Source organism: Roseibium sp. M-1, from assembly GCF_054515675.1.
Genome location: NZ_CM137257.1, coordinates 1094590 through 1112720, shown reverse-complemented (window position 1 = coordinate 1112720; position 18131 = coordinate 1094590). Strand labels below are relative to the sequence as shown.

The 18131-nt window shown below is 61.0% G+C and carries 17 protein-coding genes; 16 read left to right on the top strand and 1 reads right to left on the bottom strand.

The window, feature by feature from the left end; translation table 11 throughout:
- The 14 genes from nuoF to ACX3M4_RS05010 all read left to right on the top strand — a co-directional run bounded on the left by nuoF (position 1) and on the right by ACX3M4_RS05010 (position 14797).
- Complete coding sequence (gene nuoF / locus ACX3M4_RS05075) at positions 1-1302, top strand: NADH-quinone oxidoreductase subunit NuoF (protein ID WP_459357507.1); 1302 nt, start codon at positions 1-3, stop codon at positions 1300-1302.
- A 26-nt stretch (positions 1303-1328) separates the two neighbouring features.
- Positions 1329-3392 (top strand): NADH-quinone oxidoreductase subunit NuoG, encoded by a 2064-nt coding sequence (nuoG, locus tag ACX3M4_RS05070; RefSeq protein ID WP_459357506.1) that lies wholly within the window; start codon positions 1329-1331, stop codon positions 3390-3392.
- A 16-nt stretch (positions 3393-3408) separates the two neighbouring features.
- Entirely contained in the window at positions 3409-4461 is a 1053-nt protein-coding gene (nuoH, locus tag ACX3M4_RS05065; protein WP_459357505.1) for an NADH-quinone oxidoreductase subunit NuoH, read from the top strand.
- A 1-nt stretch (position 4462) separates the two neighbouring features.
- Positions 4463-4714 (top strand): hypothetical protein, encoded by a 252-nt coding sequence (locus tag ACX3M4_RS05060; protein ID WP_459357504.1) that lies wholly within the window; start codon positions 4463-4465, stop codon positions 4712-4714.
- 20 nt (positions 4715-4734) lie between these two features.
- Positions 4735-5223 (top strand): NADH-quinone oxidoreductase subunit NuoI, encoded by a 489-nt coding sequence (gene nuoI, locus ACX3M4_RS05055; protein WP_055677396.1) that lies wholly within the window; start codon positions 4735-4737, stop codon positions 5221-5223.
- 83 nt (positions 5224-5306) lie between these two features.
- A complete protein-coding gene (locus ACX3M4_RS05050; RefSeq protein ID WP_459357503.1) occupies positions 5307-5939 on the top strand; it encodes an NADH-quinone oxidoreductase subunit J in 633 nt (210 codons plus the stop codon).
- Between the two features lie 98 nt (positions 5940-6037).
- Positions 6038-6346 carry an NADH-quinone oxidoreductase subunit NuoK gene (gene nuoK / locus ACX3M4_RS05045; RefSeq protein WP_006934707.1) on the top strand — a complete coding sequence of 103 codons (309 nt, stop codon included), beginning with the start codon at positions 6038-6040 and terminating at the stop codon, positions 6344-6346.
- 6 nt (positions 6347-6352) lie between these two features.
- Positions 6353-8368: an NADH-quinone oxidoreductase subunit L gene (nuoL, locus tag ACX3M4_RS05040; RefSeq protein WP_459357502.1), complete on the top strand. Its 2016-nt coding sequence runs from the start codon at positions 6353-6355 to the stop codon at positions 8366-8368.
- Entirely contained in the window at positions 8368-9894 is a 1527-nt protein-coding gene (locus tag ACX3M4_RS05035; protein ID WP_459357501.1) for an NADH-quinone oxidoreductase subunit M, read from the top strand. The genes nuoL and ACX3M4_RS05035 overlap by 1 nt, the downstream gene beginning before the upstream one ends.
- Positions 9895-9917: 23 nt before the next feature.
- Positions 9918-11357, top strand: a complete 1440-nt coding sequence (gene nuoN / locus ACX3M4_RS05030) for an NADH-quinone oxidoreductase subunit NuoN (protein ID WP_459357500.1) — start codon at positions 9918-9920, stop codon at positions 11355-11357.
- A 23-nt stretch (positions 11358-11380) separates the two neighbouring features.
- Entirely contained in the window at positions 11381-12139 is a 759-nt protein-coding gene (locus ACX3M4_RS05025; protein ID WP_459357499.1) for a biotin--[acetyl-CoA-carboxylase] ligase, read from the top strand.
- A 41-nt stretch (positions 12140-12180) separates the two neighbouring features.
- Positions 12181-13860, top strand: a complete 1680-nt coding sequence (locus ACX3M4_RS05020) for a ribonuclease J (protein ID WP_459357498.1) — start codon at positions 12181-12183, stop codon at positions 13858-13860.
- 238 nt (positions 13861-14098) lie between these two features.
- Positions 14099-14503, top strand: coding sequence for a methylmalonyl-CoA epimerase (mce, locus tag ACX3M4_RS05015; RefSeq protein ID WP_459357497.1), 405 nt, complete (start codon positions 14099-14101; stop codon positions 14501-14503).
- Between the two features lie 3 nt (positions 14504-14506).
- Positions 14507-14797: a DUF1467 family protein gene (locus ACX3M4_RS05010; protein ID WP_459357496.1), complete on the top strand. Its 291-nt coding sequence runs from the start codon at positions 14507-14509 to the stop codon at positions 14795-14797.
- Positions 14798-15193: 396 nt separating this feature from the next.
- On the opposite strand, the gene ACX3M4_RS05005 is transcribed toward ACX3M4_RS05010, so the two are convergent.
- Positions 15194-15376, bottom strand: coding sequence for a hypothetical protein (locus ACX3M4_RS05005; RefSeq protein WP_459357495.1), 183 nt, complete (start codon positions 15374-15376; stop codon positions 15194-15196).
- Between ACX3M4_RS05005 and proS the strand changes: the two genes are divergently transcribed.
- Both proS and ACX3M4_RS04995 read left to right on the top strand, forming a co-directional pair.
- Positions 15375-16703 carry a proline--tRNA ligase gene (gene proS / locus ACX3M4_RS05000; RefSeq protein WP_459357494.1) on the top strand — a complete coding sequence of 443 codons (1329 nt, stop codon included), beginning with the start codon at positions 15375-15377 and terminating at the stop codon, positions 16701-16703. The two genes, ACX3M4_RS05005 and proS, sit on opposite strands and share 2 nt — an antisense overlap.
- Positions 16704-16850: 147 nt before the next feature.
- Entirely contained in the window at positions 16851-18131 is a 1281-nt protein-coding gene (locus ACX3M4_RS04995) for a lipoprotein-releasing ABC transporter permease subunit (protein WP_459359368.1), read from the top strand.

Here is an 18131-nt window from a genome sequence, read left to right as displayed (position 1 = left end):
ATGCTGAAGGATCAGGATCGGATCTTCACCAATATCTACGGTCTGCATGACTGGGGCCTGGAAGGCGCGAAGAAGCGCGGCCAGTGGGACAACACCAAGGGTCTGATCGACAAGGGCCGCGACTGGATCATTCAGGAAATGAAGGATTCCGGTCTGCGCGGCCGTGGCGGTGCAGGCTTCCCGACCGGCCTGAAATGGTCGTTCATGCCCAAGGAATCCGACGGCCGTCCGGCTTACCTCGTCGTCAATGCCGACGAATCCGAGCCCGGTACCTGCAAGGATCGCGAGATCCTGCGCCACGACCCGCACACGCTGGTCGAAGGTTGCCTTGTCGCCGGTTTCGCCATGGGCGCCATTGCCGCCTACATTTATGTGCGTGGCGAGTTCATCCGAGAGCGTGAGCGCCTGCAGGCGGCGATCGACCAGGCATACGACGCCGGTCTGATCGGCAAGAACAACAAGAACGGCTACGATTTCGATATCTACGTTCACCACGGTGCCGGCGCCTATATCTGCGGCGAGGAAACGGCTCTGCTGGAAAGCCTGGAAGGCAAGAAGGGCCAACCGCGCCTGAAACCGCCGTTCCCGGCAAACGTCGGTCTTTATGGTTGCCCGACGACAGTGAACAACGTGGAATCGATCGCCGTTGCACCGACCATCCTGCGCCGTGGCGCTGCCTGGTTCTCCGCGCTCGGCCGTCCGAACAACACCGGCACCAAGCTTTTCTGCGTCTCCGGCCACGTCAACAAGCCGTCGACCTTCGAGGAAGAGCTGGGCGTGCCGTTCGACGAGATGATCGAAAAGCATTGCGGCGGCATCCGCGGCGGCTGGGACAACCTGCTGGCAGTAATCCCCGGCGGCTCCTCCGTGCCCTGTTGCACGGCAGAGCAGATCAAGGAAGCGCCGATGGATTTCGACACGCTGCGCGGCCTCGGCTCCGGCCTCGGTACGGCAGCGGTGATCGTCATGGACAAGTCCACCGACATCATCAAGGCGATCGCGCGGCTTTCCTACTTTTACAAGCACGAAAGCTGCGGCCAGTGCACGCCGTGCCGGGAAGGTACCGGCTGGATGTGGCGCGTGATGGAACGCATGGTGAAGGGCGAATCCTCCTATGAGGAAATCGACATGCTGTTCAAGGTGACCAAGCAGGTCGAAGGCCACACCATTTGTGCACTCGGGGATGCGGCCGCCTGGCCGATCCAGGGTTTGATCAAGAATTTCCGGCCTGTCATCGAGCAACGCATCGACGACTATGTCGCCAAGTCGAAGTCTTCTTCGACCATGGTGGCGGCTGAGTAAGCGGAACGGGATTTGGAGAGCAACGGATGACGAAGCTCATCATCGACGGCAAGGAAGTGGACGTCCCGGCGGACTACACGCTGCTTCAGGCGTGTGAGGAAGCGGGCGCCGAGGTTCCGCGCTTCTGCTACCATGACCGGCTGTCCATTGCCGGCAACTGCCGCATGTGTCTGGTGGAAGTGAAGGGCGGACCGCCCAAGCCGACCGCCTCCTGCGCCATGGGCGTGAAGGACCTGCGTCCGGGCCCGAACGGCGAGCCGCCGGTGGTCGAGACCAAGTCCGAGATGGTCAAGAAGGCCCGCGAAGGGGTGATGGAGTTTCTGCTCATCAACCACCCGCTGGATTGCCCGATCTGCGACCAGGGCGGCGAGTGTGACCTGCAGGACCAGGCAATGGCCTATGGTGTCGACGGCTCCCGGTTCCACGAGAACAAGCGCGCGGTCGAGAACAAGGAAATCGGTCCGCTGATCAAAACGATCATGACCCGCTGCATCCACTGCACCCGTTGCGTCCGTTTCACCACGGAAGTCTGCGGCGTGACCGACATGGGCCTGATCAGCCGCGGCGAAGACGCGGAAATCACCACCTATCTGGATGCCGCTCTTTCCTCCGAAATGCAGGGCAACGTCGCCGACCTCTGCCCGGTCGGTGCGCTGACCCACAAGCCCTATGAATTCCATGCCCGTCCGTGGGAACTGACGAAGACCGAAAGCGTTGACGTCATGGACGCGGTCGGCTCGGCCATCCGGGTCGACACGCGCGGCAAGGAAGTCATGCGCGTGATGCCGCGGCTTAATGAAGAGGTCAACGAAGAGTGGATCTCCGACAAGGCCCGCTACATCTGGGACGGCCTCAAGACCCAGCGTCTCGACCGGCCCTATGCCAAGAAGAATGGCAAGCTGCAGCCCGTTTCCTGGGGTGAAGCCTTCCAGATCATCGCCGAGAAGGTGAAGGCCACGTCCGCCGACAAGGTCGGCGCGCTGGCAGGCCAGCTCGCCGGTGTGGAAGACATGTTCGCGCTGAAGCGCCTGATGGAAAAACTCGGCGTCGCCAATATCGACAGCCGTTTCCCGGGCTCGCCGCTGCATCCGAAGAATGGCCGCGCCAGCTATCTCTTCAATTCCACCATCCAGGGGATCGAAGAAGCCGACGCGATCATGCTGATCGGCACCAATCCGCGCCGTGAAGCGCCGGTGCTCAATTCCCGCATCCGCAAGCGTTTTGTCCACGGCGACGTCACCATCGGCCTCATCGGCGAAAATGCCGACCTGACCTATCCGGTGACCTATCTCGGCGCCGGCCCGGACAGCCTGAAGCAGTTCATCGATCATGCTCCGGCGAAGGCCGAGCGTCCGATGTTCATCGTCGGCCAGGGCGCGCTCAACCGACCGGACGGCGCGGCCGTGCTGGCCAACATCGCGGCAGCCGCCAAGGCACTCGGCGTGGTGAAGGACGGCTGGAACGGGTTCAACATTCTGCACACGGAAGCTTCGCAGGTCGGTGCGCTTGACCTCGGCTTCGTGCCGGGCGAGGGCGGCAAGGACACAGGCGCCATGCTGGATGCAGGCGCACTGGATGTCCTGTTCCTGCTCGGCGTCGATGAGGTTGAAATTCCGGAAGGCGCGTTCGTCGTCTATCAGGGCACGCACGGCGACAAGGGCGCACACCGCGCCGATGTCATCCTGCCGGGTGCCGCCTATACGGAAAAGTCGGCGATCTACGTCAACACCGAAGGCCGCGTCCAGATGGCCGACAGGGCCGCGTTCCCTCCGGGCGATGCCCGCGAGGACTGGGCGATCCTGCGTGCTCTGTCCGCCGTTCTCGGCCAGACGCTCGAGTTCGACTCGCTCAGCGAACTGCGCGCCAAGCTGTTTGAAGCCCATCCGCACATGACCGGCATCGACGCGATCGAAGCCGGCGATCCGGCGGATGTCGCCAAGCTGGCGAACGCCAAGGCCAAGATGGACAGCGCCGGTTTCACGAATGCCGTCCAGGACTTCTATTTGACCAACCCGATCGCCCGCGCCTCGAAGGTGATGGCCGAGTGCTCGGCGCTCGCCAAGACGCGGGCGGCGGAAGCAGCAGAATAAGGGGTAGGGGACCGATATGGTTGAGTTCTTTACGACGACCTACTTTGGGCAATTCCTTCTGATGGCACTGCAGAGTGTCCTGCTGATGGTCGTGCTGCTGGTTATCGTCGCCTATGTGCTTTATGCGGACCGCAAGATCTGGGCAGCCGTCCAGATCCGCCGCGGCCCGAATGTGGTCGGCCCCTGGGGCCTGTTGCAGAGTTTTGCCGACCTTCTGAAATTCGTCCTGAAGGAACCGGTCATTCCGTCCGGCTCCAACAAGATCCTGTTCCTGCTGGCCCCGCTGGTCTCCGTGCTCCTGGCGCTTGCCGCCTGGGCCGTGATCCCGGTTGCGGACGGCTGGGTGATCTCGAACATCAACGTTGGTGTCCTTTTCGTCTTCGCCGTGTCGTCGCTCGAAGTCTACGGCGTCATCATCGGTGGTTGGGCGTCCAACTCGAAATACCCGTTCCTGTCGGCGCTACGCTCCGCTGCGCAGATGGTTTCCTACGAGGTCTCCATCGGCTTCGTGATCGTGACCGTCCTGCTGTGCGCCGGCACACTGAACCTCTCGGGCATCGTCCATGCCCAGGAAACCGGTCTTGCCAACATGCTCGGCGTGCCGTGGCTGACCTTCCTGAACTGGTACTGGCTGCCGCTGTTCCCGATGTTCGTGGTGTTCTTCATCTCTGCGCTCGCCGAAACCAACCGCCCGCCGTTCGATCTGGCGGAAGCGGAATCGGAACTGGTTGCCGGCTTCATGGTGGAATACGGCTCGACCCCGTACATGATGTTCATGCTTGGCGAATATGTCGCCATCTGCCTGATGTGCGCGCTCATGACGATCTTCTTCATGGGTGGATGGCTGCCGCCGTTCGACTTCGCACCGTTCACCTGGGTTCCGGGCATCGTCTGGTTCCTGCTGAAGTCGCTGCTCGGCTTCTTCATGTTCGCCATGGTGAAGGCCATGGTCCCGCGCTACCGCTATGACCAGCTGATGCGCCTGGGCTGGAAGGTGTTCCTGCCGCTGTCGCTGGCCATGGTTGTGGTCGTCGCAGCCGTGCTGATGATCATGGGCTGGGCACCCTGACGTGAGCGATCTGCTCGCCGGTGTCTCGCTGGCGGGCGTGATCGGCGCCGCCGTGGGCCTCTATGTGGGCTGGCTCGACTGGAAGATCCTGAAGGGCATGCTTCAGGCGGCGGAAACGAAGAACAGGCAGGCAGGCGGCGACGGTGGTGCCGTCGCCCGCCACAAGACGCTGTTAGGCGTCCTGATTTTTGGAGTTCCGGTGATCGGCTTTCCGGTCATCGGGTATTTGGCGGCCAGCCAGCTGGCTGGTTGAGGAAAGAGAGGCAAAAAGCGATGGGACTTAGTCAAGCCGTCAAATCGCTGTTTCTGCAGGAGTTCGTGTCGGCCTTCATCCTGGCGATGCGCTACTTCTTCAAGCCGAAGCCAACGGTCAATTATCCGTTCGAAAAGGGCCCGGTGAGCCCGCGCTTCCGGGGCGAACACGCACTGCGCCGTTATCCGAACGGCGAAGAGCGCTGCATCGCCTGCAAGCTGTGCGAGGCCATCTGCCCGGCTCAGGCGATCACCATCGAGGCCGGTCCGCGGCGCAACGACGGCACCCGCCGCACAACGCGCTACGACATCGACATGGTCAAGTGCATCTACTGCGGCTTCTGTCAGGAAGCCTGCCCGGTGGACGCGATCGTCGAGGGACCGAATTTCGAATTCGCGACGGAAACCCGTGAAGAGCTTTACTACGACAAGGACAAGCTTCTGGCGAACGGTGACCGCTGGGAACGCGAAATCGCCCGCAACATTGAAATGGATGCTCCTTACCGCTAGGAGCTAACCCGTGGTTCAGCCCGGCAATCCGGCCGGGCCCCGCATATCCGGCCGCAAGGCCACACGACAGGCAGGTCTTCAACATGATCCTGAACGCTCTCTTCTTCTACCTGTTTGCCGGCGTCACCTTGGCGTCCGGCTTCATGGTGATCGCGTCGCGCAATCCGGTGACCTCGGTTCTGTTCCTGATCCTGGCCTTTGTGAATTCCGCGGGTCTGTTTATCCTGCTCGGCGCCGAATATCTGGCGCTGCTCCTGGTCGTCGTCTATGTCGGCGCCGTGGCGGTGCTCTTCCTCTTCGTCGTGATGATGCTGGATGTGGACTTTGTCGAGCTGCGCCAGGGTTTCCTGCAGTATCTGCCGGTCGGCAGCCTGGTCGGCATCATCCTGCTGGTCGAGTTGCTGATGGGTCTCGGTGCCTGGATCATCGCACCGGGTGTGCTGGGTCATGGCTCCGAACCGACACCGGTGATCGCCGGGGTCCCGGGCGCTGAAGGCGTCACGAACATCCAGGCGATCGGCTCGGTCCTCTACACGAAATACATCTACTTCTTCCAGGTCGCTGGCCTGGTTCTTCTGGTGGCCATGATCGGGGCGATCGTCCTGACCCTGCGCCACAAGCCGAATGTCAAGCGTCAAAGCATTCCGGACCAGGTTGCGCGTAACCGCGAAACCGCCATCGAGGTCCGCAAGGTCGAGACGGGCAAGGGTATCTGACGCGAGGCAATTGCGTCATTCGAATAAGTCCGGAAACAGGCACGCTCCTCCGTGCGGTTTCCGGTTGGGGTAAACGAGGGGAGCACGGCGAGGCGCCCATGGAAATCGGTCTGTCGCACTATCTGTCGGTCGCGGCGATCCTGTTCACGATCGGGATCTTCGGTATCTTTCTGAACCGGAAAAACGTGATTGTTATCTTGATGTCGATCGAGCTGCTGCTGCTCTCGGTCAATATCAACTTTGTCGCCTTCTCGTCGTTCCTCGGCGACATGATGGGCCAGATCTTCACCATGCTGGTTCTGACCGTCGCCGCCGCAGAGGCCGCGATCGGCCTGGCGATCCTGGTGGTTTTCCACCGGAACCGCGGCTCCATTGCCGTGGAAGACGTCAACGTGATGAAAGGGTAGGGACCGATGTATTCCGCAATCCTGTTCCTGCCGCTTATCGGCTTCCTGATCGCCGGCCTCTTCGGCCGTGCCATCGGTGCCAAGGCCAGTGAATATGTCACCAGCGGCCTCTTGATCCTGGCGGCAATGCTGTCGTGGATCGTCTTCTTCGGCTTCTGGCTCGGCGGCTCCGAACTTCAGATCGTCGAACTCTTCCGCTGGATCGATACCGGCGATCTCAAGGTTGCCTGGTCGATCCGGGTCGACACGCTCACCGCCGTGATGCTGGTCGTGGTCACCACGGTCTCCGCGCTGGTGCATGTCTACTCCATCGGCTACATGCACCACGATCCGCACCGGCCGCGCTTCTTTGCCTATCTGTCGCTCTTCACCTTCGCCATGTTGTCGCTGGTCACCGCCGACAACCTGCTGCAGATGTTCTTCGGCTGGGAAGGCGTGGGCCTTGCCTCCTATCTCCTGATCGGCTTCTGGTACCAGAAACCCTCGGCCAACGCGGCTGCGATCAAGGCCTTCGTCGTCAACCGCGTCGGCGACTTCGGCTTCGCGCTCGGTATTTTCGGCGTCTTCTACCTGTTCCAGAGCATCGAATTCACGAAGATCTTCAACGATGCCCCGTCCTTCATCGGCGGGCATGAAGAGGTGATGTCCTTCCTCGGCTACCACCTCGATCCGCATTCCGCGATGACCATCGTCTGCCTGCTGCTCTTCATGGGCGCCATGGGCAAGTCGGCGCAGTTCCTGCTGCACACCTGGCTTCCGGACGCGATGGAGGGCCCGACCCCGGTTTCCGCACTTATCCATGCGGCAACCATGGTGACCGCGGGCGTCTTCATGGTGGCGCGCCTGTCGCCGCTGATGGAACTCTCCCATACGGCGCTGACGGTGATTGTCTTCTTCGGCGCGACCACGGCCTTCTTTGCCGCAACGGTCGGCCTCGTACAGAATGACATCAAGCGCGTGATCGCCTATTCGACCTGTTCCCAGCTCGGCTACATGTTCGTGGCGCTCGGCGTCGGAGCCTATTCGATCGGCATCTTCCACCTCTTCACGCATGCCTTCTTCAAGGCGCTCCTGTTCCTGTGCGCCGGTTCCGTGATCCATGCGGTCTCCGACGAGCAGGACATGCGCAAGATGGGTGGCCTCAGGAAACATATCCCGATCACCTACTGGACGATGATGATCGGCACGCTGGCGCTGACCGGTGTCGGCATTCCGTTCACCCATATCGGCTTTGCCGGCTTCATCTCCAAGGACGCCATCATCGAGGCAGCCTTCGGCGGATCCATGGGCGAGCATGCCAATCCGATGGCGCTCTACGGCTTCTGGCTGACGGTGATCGCTGCCGCGCTGACCTCGTTCTATTCCTGGCGCCTGACCTTCATGACCTTCCACGGCAAGCCGCGTGCACCTGTCGATGTCATGAAACACGTCCATGAATCGCCGCTGGTCATGACCGTGCCGCTGTTCATCCTGTCGATCGGGGCCGTCCTCGCCGGCATGGTCTTCTACGGCTCGTTCTACGGTGCAGGCTACGATGCCTTCTGGAACACCGGTGTCACGGGCGCGATGCCGTCCATGGAAAGCAGCCACGTTCTCCACGCCATGCACGAAGTGCCGGCCTGGGTGAAGGTGTCGCCTTTCGTGATGATGGTGCTCGGCTTCCTGGTCGCCTACCAGTTCTACATCCGCTCTCCGGAAATGCCGAAGCAGCTGGCAGAGCGCCATTCCGGCCTCTATCAGTTCCTGCTCAACAAGTGGTACTTCGACGAGCTCTATGACTTCATCTTCGTCCGTCCTGCCATGTGGCTCGGCCGGGTGCTCTGGAAGAAGGGCGATGGCACCGTAATCGACGGCTTCGGCCCGAACGGCGTTGCCTCGCGCGTCCAGAACGTCACCGCCTGGGTCGTGCGGCTGCAGACCGGATATCTCTATCACTACGCATTTGCGATGCTGATCGGTGTGGCTCTGCTCATCACCTGGTCGATGTTCACCGGTACCAGCACCGGCGGGGGTGCACACTAATGATTGACTGGCCAATTCTGTCACTCACGACCTTCTTGCCGCTGCTTGGCGTGCTTTTCATTCTCCTCGTTCCGGGAGATGACGATGGCAGCAAGAAGAACATCCGCATGGTCGCTCTGGTGACGACCTCGGTGACTTTCCTGTTGTCGCTGTTCATCTGGGGCAACTTCGACACGGCCAATTCCGGCTTCCAGTTCGTGGAACACAAGGAATGGCTGAGCGACAAGATCAGCTACCGCATGGGCGTCGACGGCATCTCGGTGCTGTTCGTGATCCTGACCACGTTCCTGATGCCCTTCTGTGTCCTCGCCTCCTGGGAGAGCGTGCAGAAGCGGGTCAAGGAATACATGATCGCCTTCCTGGTGCTGGAAACCATGATGATCGGCGTCTTCTGCGCGCTTGATCTGGTGGTCTTCTACGTCTTCTTCGAAGCTGGCCTGATCCCGATGTTCCTGATCATCGGGGTATGGGGCGGTGCGCGCCGGGTCTATGCGTCCTACAAGTTCTTCCTCTATACGCTCCTCGGCTCCGTGCTGATGCTGATCGCCATCATGGCGATGTACTGGAATGCCGGCACGACAGATATCGAACAGCTGCTTGCACACGGCTTCCCGGCTGAAATGCAAACCTGGCTGTGGCTCGCCTTCTTCGCGAGCTTTGCGGTGAAGATGCCGATGTGGCCGGTGCACACCTGGTTGCCGGACGCGCACGTTGAAGCGCCGACGGCGGGCTCGGTCATTCTGGCGGGCGTCCTCCTGAAGCTCGGCGGCTATGGCTTCCTGCGCTTCTCGCTGCCGATGTTCCCGCTCGCCTCCGACATGTTCGCCCCGATGATCTATACGCTTTCGATCGTGGCGATTATCTACACCTCGCTGGTGGCGCTCGCCCAGGAAGACATCAAGAAGCTGATCGCCTATTCGTCGGTCGCCCATATGGGCTACGTCACCATGGGCATCTTCACGATGACCACGCAGGGCGTGCAGGGCGGCATCTTCCAGATGCTCTCCCACGGCATCGTCTCCGGCGCGCTCTTCCTTTGCGTCGGCGTGATCTACGACCGCATGCACACACGCGAGATCACCGCCTATGGCGGCCTGGTCAACCGGATGCCGAAATACGCGGTGGCTTTCCTGATCTTCACCATGGCCAACGTCGGTCTTCCGGGCACCTCGGGCTTTGTTGGCGAAATCCTGACGCTGATGGGCGCGTTCCAGGTCAATACCTGGGTGGCATTCTTTGCCACCACCGGTGTGATCCTGTCCGCCGCCTATGCGCTGTTCCTCTACCGCCGTGTCGTCTTCGGCGCACTGGAAAAGGAAAGCCTCAAGTCGATCCTCGACCTGAACCTCAGGGAAAAGGTCATTCTCATCCCGATGGTCATCCTGACGATCTTCTTCGGTTTCTATCCGATGGCGATCCTGGACGTGACCCAGGGTGCGGTCGACAATCTCATCAATCAGTACACTGCGGCGCTTGACGCGGCTGGCGTTGTCCAGCACGCGGCGGCAGCCGCCGCAGCCCACTAAGGTTTCGAGGACGAGACAGAGCCATGTCTGAATTGACCCACCTGCCAGATCTCAAACCGGTCCTGCCGGAGATCATCCTGGCCCTCGGAGCCATGGTCCTTCTGATGATGGGCGCCTTTGGCGGCAAGCGCGTGACCTACGCCGTCTTCGGCGTTGCCATGGGCCTCATCGGCGGCGCCTTCCTGGTGCTGCTGTTCGTGCCCGGTTACGGCGAGACCTTCGGCGGTTCCTTCAAGATGGATGACTTCGCCCATCTGATGAAACTGCTGGTGCTGGCGGGCTCGTTCTTTGCCATCGCGATGTCCTGGGCCTATGCCAAAAGCGAATCCTTCGATCAGTTCGAGTATCCGATCCTGATCGTGATGGCGACGCTCGGCATGATGCTCATGCTGTCGGCAAACGACATGATCGCGCTTTATCTCGGCCTCGAACTGCAGAGCCTGTCGCTCTACGTCGTTGCCGCGATCAACCGCGACAGCGTGCGTTCGACGGAAGCGGGCCTGAAATACTTCGTCCTCGGTGCCCTGTCCTCCGGCATGCTGCTCTACGGCATGTCGCTGGTCTACGGCTTCACCGGTCAGGTTTCCTTCGAAGGCATCGCGGAAACGCTTAATCATGGCGGGGCTTCTATCGGCCTCATCATCGGCCTGACCTTCATCCTGGCCGGTCTTGCCTTCAAGATCTCCGCCGTGCCGTTCCACATGTGGACGCCGGATGTCTATGAAGGTGCGCCGACCCCGGTCACCGCTTTCCTGGCAGCCGCGCCGAAGGTGGCCGCCATGGGCATGCTGGTGCGCATCGTCATCGAAGCCTTCCAGCCGGTAACCAGCGACTGGCAGCAGGTGATCGTGTTCGTCTCCATCGCCTCCATGGCGCTCGGTGCCTTTGCCGCGATCGGTCAGCGCAACCTGAAACGGCTGATGGCCTATTCCTCCATCGGTCACATGGGCTACGCCCTAGTCGGTCTTGCCGCCGGTACCCAGACGGGTGTCGAAGGCGTGATCTTCTACATGATCGCCTATCTCGGCATGACCCTCGGTGTTTTTGCCTGCATCCTTTCTATGCGCCGCAAGGACGGCATGGTCGAAGAAGTCAATGATCTGTCGGGCCTCTCCCAGACCAACCTTCCAATGGCCATTCTGCTCGGCCTGCTGATGTTCTCGCTTGCCGGCATCCCGCCGCTGGTCGGGTTCTTCGGCAAGTGGTACGTCTTTGCAGCGGCTGTCGAGGCAGGGCTCTATCCGCTCGCCATCATCGGTGTGGTGATGTCGGTGGTCGGCGCTTTCTACTATCTTCGCGTCGTGAAGGTTATGTTCTTCGACGAACCCGTCGAAGGCTTTGAAAAGATGCCGATGGAGCTGCGCGTCGTGCTCGGTCTTTCCAGCCTGTTCGTGATCTTCTTCTGGATCGCGCCGGGTCAGATCGTCGGGGCGGCAAGTTCGGCAGCCCAGTCGCTGTTCTGACCGGCAACATGACGAGAAACGGAATGGAACGTCCGGCGCCCGGTGCGCCGGACTTTCGCTTTGAGGAGCACGAAAGCGTCGGCTCCACCAATTCCCTGTGCTTCGAGCGCGCCCAGGCCGGACATCCCGGACAGCTCTGGATTCGCGCCGGGGAGCAGACCGCAGGACGCGGCCGGCGCGGCCGGGACTGGTCGTCGCCTGTCGGCAACCTGTTCACCAGCCTGCTGCTGATCGACCCGGAACCCGCGGCGCGGATCGGCGAACTGCCGCTTGCAGCCGCCGTCGCTCTGGCCGACGCGGTCGACAAGGCTGCGGGCACGCTGAACCTCGTTGCCCTCAAATGGCCGAACGACCTCCTGGTCGACGGAGCGAAACTCTCCGGGATCCTGCTGGAAGCGGAGACGCTTGCCGATGGACGGCAGGCGGTGGTGATCGGTTTCGGCGTGAATTGTGTTTCCCATCCGCCGCTTTCCCTGTATCAGGCAACAGACTTGAGAAGCCTGGGCTTTCAGGTGCCTGCCGAACGGCTGTTCGAATGCCTCGCGGGAGCGATGGCGGAGCAGCTTGCTTATTGGCGCCAGCCAGGCGGCTTCGATGCCATTCGCCGGGCCTGGCTCCGGCGGGCGGCCCATCTGGGCAAGACGATCACGGTCCGAACCGCCCAGGAAGAGATTACCGGCATTTTTGCCGACCTGGATGCGCGCGGCCATTTGGTGCTGAAACAGGGCGATGGCCGCTTGCGCACCCTTTATGCGGGCGATGTGTTTTTACCCGGTGCTTGAGCGCCGTGCGGGGTCCGCGCTGACGGTTAAAGGAGCAATCCATGGCTTCGGCCAAGAAAAAAGACAATGACATCGTATTTCTGCCGCTCGGTGGGGTGGGCGAAATCGGAATGAACCTCGGCCTCTACGGCTACGGTCCGGAGGACGACCGCACCTGGCTGATCGTCGATTGCGGCGTCAGCTTTGCCGGTCCGGAGCTGCCGGGCATTGACGTGGTCGTGCCGGACATCAAGTTCCTGGAAGACGAGGTCGACAACATCGCCGGCATGGTGATCACTCATGCCCATGAGGATCACTACGGCGGCATCCTGCATTTGTGGCCCTATCTGAAGGTGCCGGTTTATGCCACCGCCTTCACCGCGGGGCTTCTGGCTGCCAAGGCCGAAAGCGAGCCGGGCGCCGAAGAGGTGCCCGTGACGGTGGTCAAGCAGGGCGATCGGATCAAGGTCGGGCCTTTCGACGTCGAATTCGTCGCCATGGCCCACTCGATCCCGGAGCCTTGCGCGCTTGCGATCCGCACACCCGCCGGCATGGTGCTGCACACGGGCGACTGGAAGATCGACCCGACGCCCGGCGTCGGTCTGCCGATCGACATGGACCGGCTGGCAGAACTTGGCCGGGAAGGAGTGATGGCGCTGGTTTGCGACAGTACCAACGCCATCCGCGACGGCGTCAGCCCGAGTGAAGCGGAAGTCGCCGCAGAGCTGAAAAAGGTGATGGCGAAGGCCAGCCACCGGATCGCGGTGACGACCTTTGCCTCCAACGTTGCCCGTATCCGCGCCATCGCGGAAGCGGCGGCCGCCAACGATCGCGATGTGGTCGTGGTCGGCCGCTCCATGCACCGGGTGATCGAGGTGGCCGGCGAGCTTGGTTATCTGGAAGGCCTGAAGCCGTTCCATGAAGAAGAGGCCTTCGGCTATCTGCCGCGGGAAAAGGCGGTCTTGCTCTGCACAGGTTCACAGGGCGAAAACCGGGCGGCGCTCGCCCGGATCGCTGCGGGTGATCATCGCAACATCGCACTCTCCAAGGGCGACATGGTGATCTTCTCCTCCCGCACCATTCCGGGCAACGAGAAGGCCGTCGGCGAGGTCATGAACAACCTGGCCGACAAGGATGTCGAGATCATCACCGACAGGGACGCACTGGTGCATGTCTCCGGCCACCCGCGCCGCGGAGAACTGGAGCAGCTCTACAAGCTGGTGCAGCCCAAGGTCGTGCTTCCCGTCCATGGCGAACCGTTGCATCTCGCCGCCCATGCAGCGTTTGCAAAGGCACAAGGCGTTCCGGAAGTGGTACGCGGCAAGAACGGGGACATCATCCGCCTCAGCGCCGGCCGGGCTGGGATCATCGACGAGGCACCGTCGGGCATTCTGGTCAAGGACGGCGAGATCCTGGACGACCCGGAGGTCACCGGCGTGAAGGAACGGCGCAAGCTGTCCTTTGCCGGCGCGGCAGTCATCTCGATAGTGGTCAACCGGGCAGGGGACCTGCTCGACGATCCGAATGTCGTGCTGCTCGGTCTGCCGGACACCGACGATGACGGCGAGCCGATGGAGGACATCGTGCTCAAGGCCGTCCGGGGCGCGGTGAAGAGCATTCCGAAGGGCCGCCGCAAGGACAAGGATCTGGTCGGGGAAGCAGCCCGCAGGGCTGCCAGGGCCGAAATCCTGGAGGTTTGGGGCAAAAAGACGCTCTGCAAGGTGATGGTGACCCAACTATAGTCGCCTTGTCAGCATAGCCGGGTACCCGTATCCGGCTATCTGATCAATGAAGTTGCGGACTGGGCGCATCAAGACAGCATGACTTCATCCTGAGGAGGGTCAACGGCCCGTCTCGAAGGACAGGCAAAATGCTCCCCAACAAGAGGCCGATGCTTTGAGACGGACCTGTCGGTCCTTCCAATGATGAGGCTGAGTTTTGGGGACCTGTTGAAGGTGCATCCAAGGTGGAGGTTTATGCATGATCGGACGGCTCAATCACGTCGCCATCGCTGTTTCGGACATCGAGGCTGCGACCGCGGTCTACCGGGACACGCTCGGTGCCGATGTCTCGGCGAAACAGGAACAGCCGGATCACGGCGTCAGCACGGTGTTCATCAATCTGCCGAACACCAAGATCGAGCTGCTTGAACCGCTCGGTGAGAATTCGCCGATCGCCAAGTTCCTGGAAAAGAACCCCTCCGGCGGCATTCATCATGTCTGCTACGAAGTTGATGACATCATCGCCGCGCGCGACAAGCTGCTGGCCGATGGTGCGCGGGTCCTGGGCGATGGCGAGCCGAAGATCGGTGCCCACGGAAAACCTGTGCTGTTTCTCCATCCGAAGGATTTCCTCGGCACGTTGACCGAACTGGAAGAGGCGTAAGCAATGTCCGTGGCGTTTGGCATGGCCATCTATTTCATGATCTGGTGGATCATCCTGTTTGCCATTCTGCCCTTCGGCATGCGCCGGACACAGGAAGAGGCGGGTGAGGTGGTGCCCGGTTCAGAGCCAAGCGCCCCGGACCGTCCGCGGTTTATCCGTGTCGTCATCCTGACGACCATCGTCGCGACGATCATCTTTTCAGGTTACCTGGCTCTTCGTACCTCCGGCTTCGGCCTGGACGACATTCCGTTCTTCAATCCTCCCTCCGGCGCCTACAGCCAACCGGGAAGCTGATAGGCTCCGAGGACCGGCAATGCCGTCGACTGGAGGAGTCATTGACAGCTATTGAAGACGCCAGTCAGTAACGACGGCAGCAAGTCAAAGAAAAAGGCAGAGCCGAAGCCCTGCCTTGTAAAAGTTCCGCGTCTAAATTCGACCCTGTACCCTTACCGGCCGGTATTACCGGGCGATTGGGCGGCTGCGGACCGTAAGGTGCGCCGAGGGTCCTTCCTCCCAAGACTCAGACCGCGATGTCCTTGAGCTTCTTGGCATTTCTGCCGAGGCATCTTCTTGTTATGGAAATGGAACCTACCGGATTGAATCAGGCTTGTCACCTATTTGTCGTGCGCAGACTATTTTTTTTGCTTGCCTATTTCCTTAGCGGTATTTTGTACTAAGACCTTAGTATTTTTACGGGCAAAAAATTAGCTGGCAAATCACACGGAAACCGCCGGAAACCCGGGCATTTTTGCTGCGTTTCGCCGGCAGATCTGAATAAGCTGGCCGCAATGCAGCAAAACGCTTGTAATTGGCCACCGCTTGCGGTTTGACTGCGCACCAAACAGGCATTGCTCCAATTGAGAGAACTTTCATGCGTCTTTCCCGTTACTTCCTGCCCATCCTGAAGGAAACACCCAAGGAAGCGGAAATCGTGTCCCATCGGCTGATGCTGCGCGCCGGCATGATTCGCCAGCAATCCGCCGGCATCTATTCCTGGCTGCCGCTGGGGCTGAAGGTGCTGCGCAAGGTGGAACGGATCGTGGAAGAGGAGCAGGCACGTGCCGGTGCTGTCCAGCTTTTGATGCCGACCATTCAGTCCGCGGATCTGTGGCGCGAAAGCGGGCGTTATGATGCCTATGGCAAGGAGATGCTGCGCATCACCGACCGACATGAACGCGACATGCTGTTCGGCCCGACCAACGAGGAAATGATCACCGACATTTTCCGCGGTTATGTGCGCTCCTACAAGGATCTGCCGCTGAACCTCTACCACATCCAGTGGAAGTTCCGCGACGAGGTCCGTCCGCGCTTCGGCATCATGCGCGGCCGCGAATTCCTGATGAAGGACGCCTATTCCTTCGATCTCGACAAGGAAGCCGCGCGCCACGCCTACAACCGCATGTTCGTCGCTTATTTGCGCACCTTCGCCCGCATGGGGCTGAAGGCGATCCCGATGAAAGCAGATACGGGCCCGATCGGCGGCGACATGAGCCATGAATTCATCATTCTTGCCGAGACCGGCGAGAGTGAGGTCTTCTGCGAAAAGGCGCTGCTGGATCTGCCGGTCCCGGCCGAGGACACGGATTTCTTCTCCGATCTGACGCCGGTGGTGACCGAGTGGACGACGCCTTATGCGGCGACCGACGAAATGCATGACGAAGCCGCCTTCAACGCGCTGCCGGAAGAAAACCGGGTTTCCGCGCGCGGCATCGAAGTTGGCCACATCTTCTATTTCGGCACCAAATATTCCGAACCCATGGGCGCCAAGGTCGCAACGGCCGAGGGCACCGAGGTTCCGGTCCACATGGGCTCTTACGGTGTTGGTGTATCTCGCCTTCTTGGCGCCTTGATCGAAGCCAATCATGACGAGAACGGAATCATCTGGCCCAAGTCTGTTGCGCCGTTCCATGTGGGGCTGGTCAATCTGAAGCCGGGCGACGAGCTGACCGACAGCGTGTCCGAAGATCTTTATGCCAAGCTGGAAGCTGCCGGCATCGAGGTCCTCTATGACGACACGGATACCCGCGCGGGAGCAAAATTTGCCACGATGGATCTGATCGGCCTGCCGTATCAGGTTGTCGCCGGACCGCGCGGCCTGAAGGACGGCCTGCTGGAAGTCAAGGACCGGGCAACTGGGGAAAAGGAAATGCTTTCCCCGGAAGCCACGATCAACAAGCTGACCGCGGCATTGACGGACTAATCCAGTCCGGTGATCCTCGGAACGGGGATTCGGTCGCGGATTTGCCGCGGCCGCGGGGCTTTATGGTATCGGCCGGCTCTCCGGCTGCCTGAGGGCCCGGGGCTTTGCTGAAGTGGATGGACAATGACAGCGGTAGACACTGCGGAAATTGACGAAGGTCACAAACCGGCAGCCCCCACACGTCCCTTTTCCGCCTTCGAATGGATGATCGCCGGGCGCTACCTGCGCTCCCGCAGGCGCGAGACTTTCATCTCCGTGATCGCCGGCTTTTCCTTCGCCGGCATCATGCTGGGCGTCGCGACGCTCATCATCGTGATGGCGGTGATGAACGGCTTTCGCACGGAGCTGCTCGGCAAGATCCTCGGCATCAACGGCCATATGCTGGTGCAGCCGATCGACATGCCGCTGACGGACTATGACGCGGTCTCCGCGCGGCTCGATCCGCTTCCGGGCGTTGTGAGCGCCATGCCCTTTGTGGAAGGCCAGGCTCTGGTCTCCGGGCCGGCCGGCAATTTCGGTGCCCTGGTGCGCGGCGTTTACGAGAGCGATCTTCGCCGGATCCCGTTGATCGCCAATACGATTCAACTCGGGACACTGGACGGTTTCGAAGAAGGGGCTGGAGTGGCCATCGGCGCCAACATGGCGCAGCAGCTCGGCATCACGATCGGCGACAACATCACCATCATATCGCCGCGTGGCAGCGTGACGCCGATGGGCGTGACTCCCCGTTTGAAGGCTTATCCCGTTTCCGCGATCTTCAAGATCGGCATGAGCGAATACGATTCCACCTTCCTGTTCATGCCGCTGGAAGAATCCCAGGCCTATTTCAACATGGACACCAAGGTGACCGGCATCGAGGTCTATGTGAGCGACCCGGATGCGGTCGGCAGCATGCGGCCCCTGCTGGAGGAAGCCGCGGATCGTCCGACCTTCGTCTCCACCTGGCAGGAGCGCAACGTCACCTTTTTCGCGGCCCTGGAGGTTGAGCGGAACGTGATGTTCATCATCCTGTTCCTGATCGTGCTGGTGGCCGCGCTCAACATCGTGTCCGGCATGATCATGCTGGTGAAGGACAAGGGCAAGGATATCGCCATCCTCAGGACCATGGGGGCGACGCGTGGCGCGGTCATGCGGATCTTCCTGATCACCGGTGCCAGCATCGGCTGTGTAGGCACGCTCGCGGGCTTCTGCCTGGGGCTGGTGATCTGCCTCAACATCGAGAGCATTCGTCAATTCGTTTCCTGGCTGACAACGACTGACGTCTTTTCTGAAGAACTTTACTTCCTGTCGAAACTTCCGGCGGATATCGACAGCGGCGAGACCATCACCGTGCTGGTGATGGCGCTGGTGCTGTCGCTGCTGGCAACGGTCTATCCGGCCTGGCGGGCGGCTCGGCTCGATCCTGTCGAAGCCCTCCGGTATGAATAG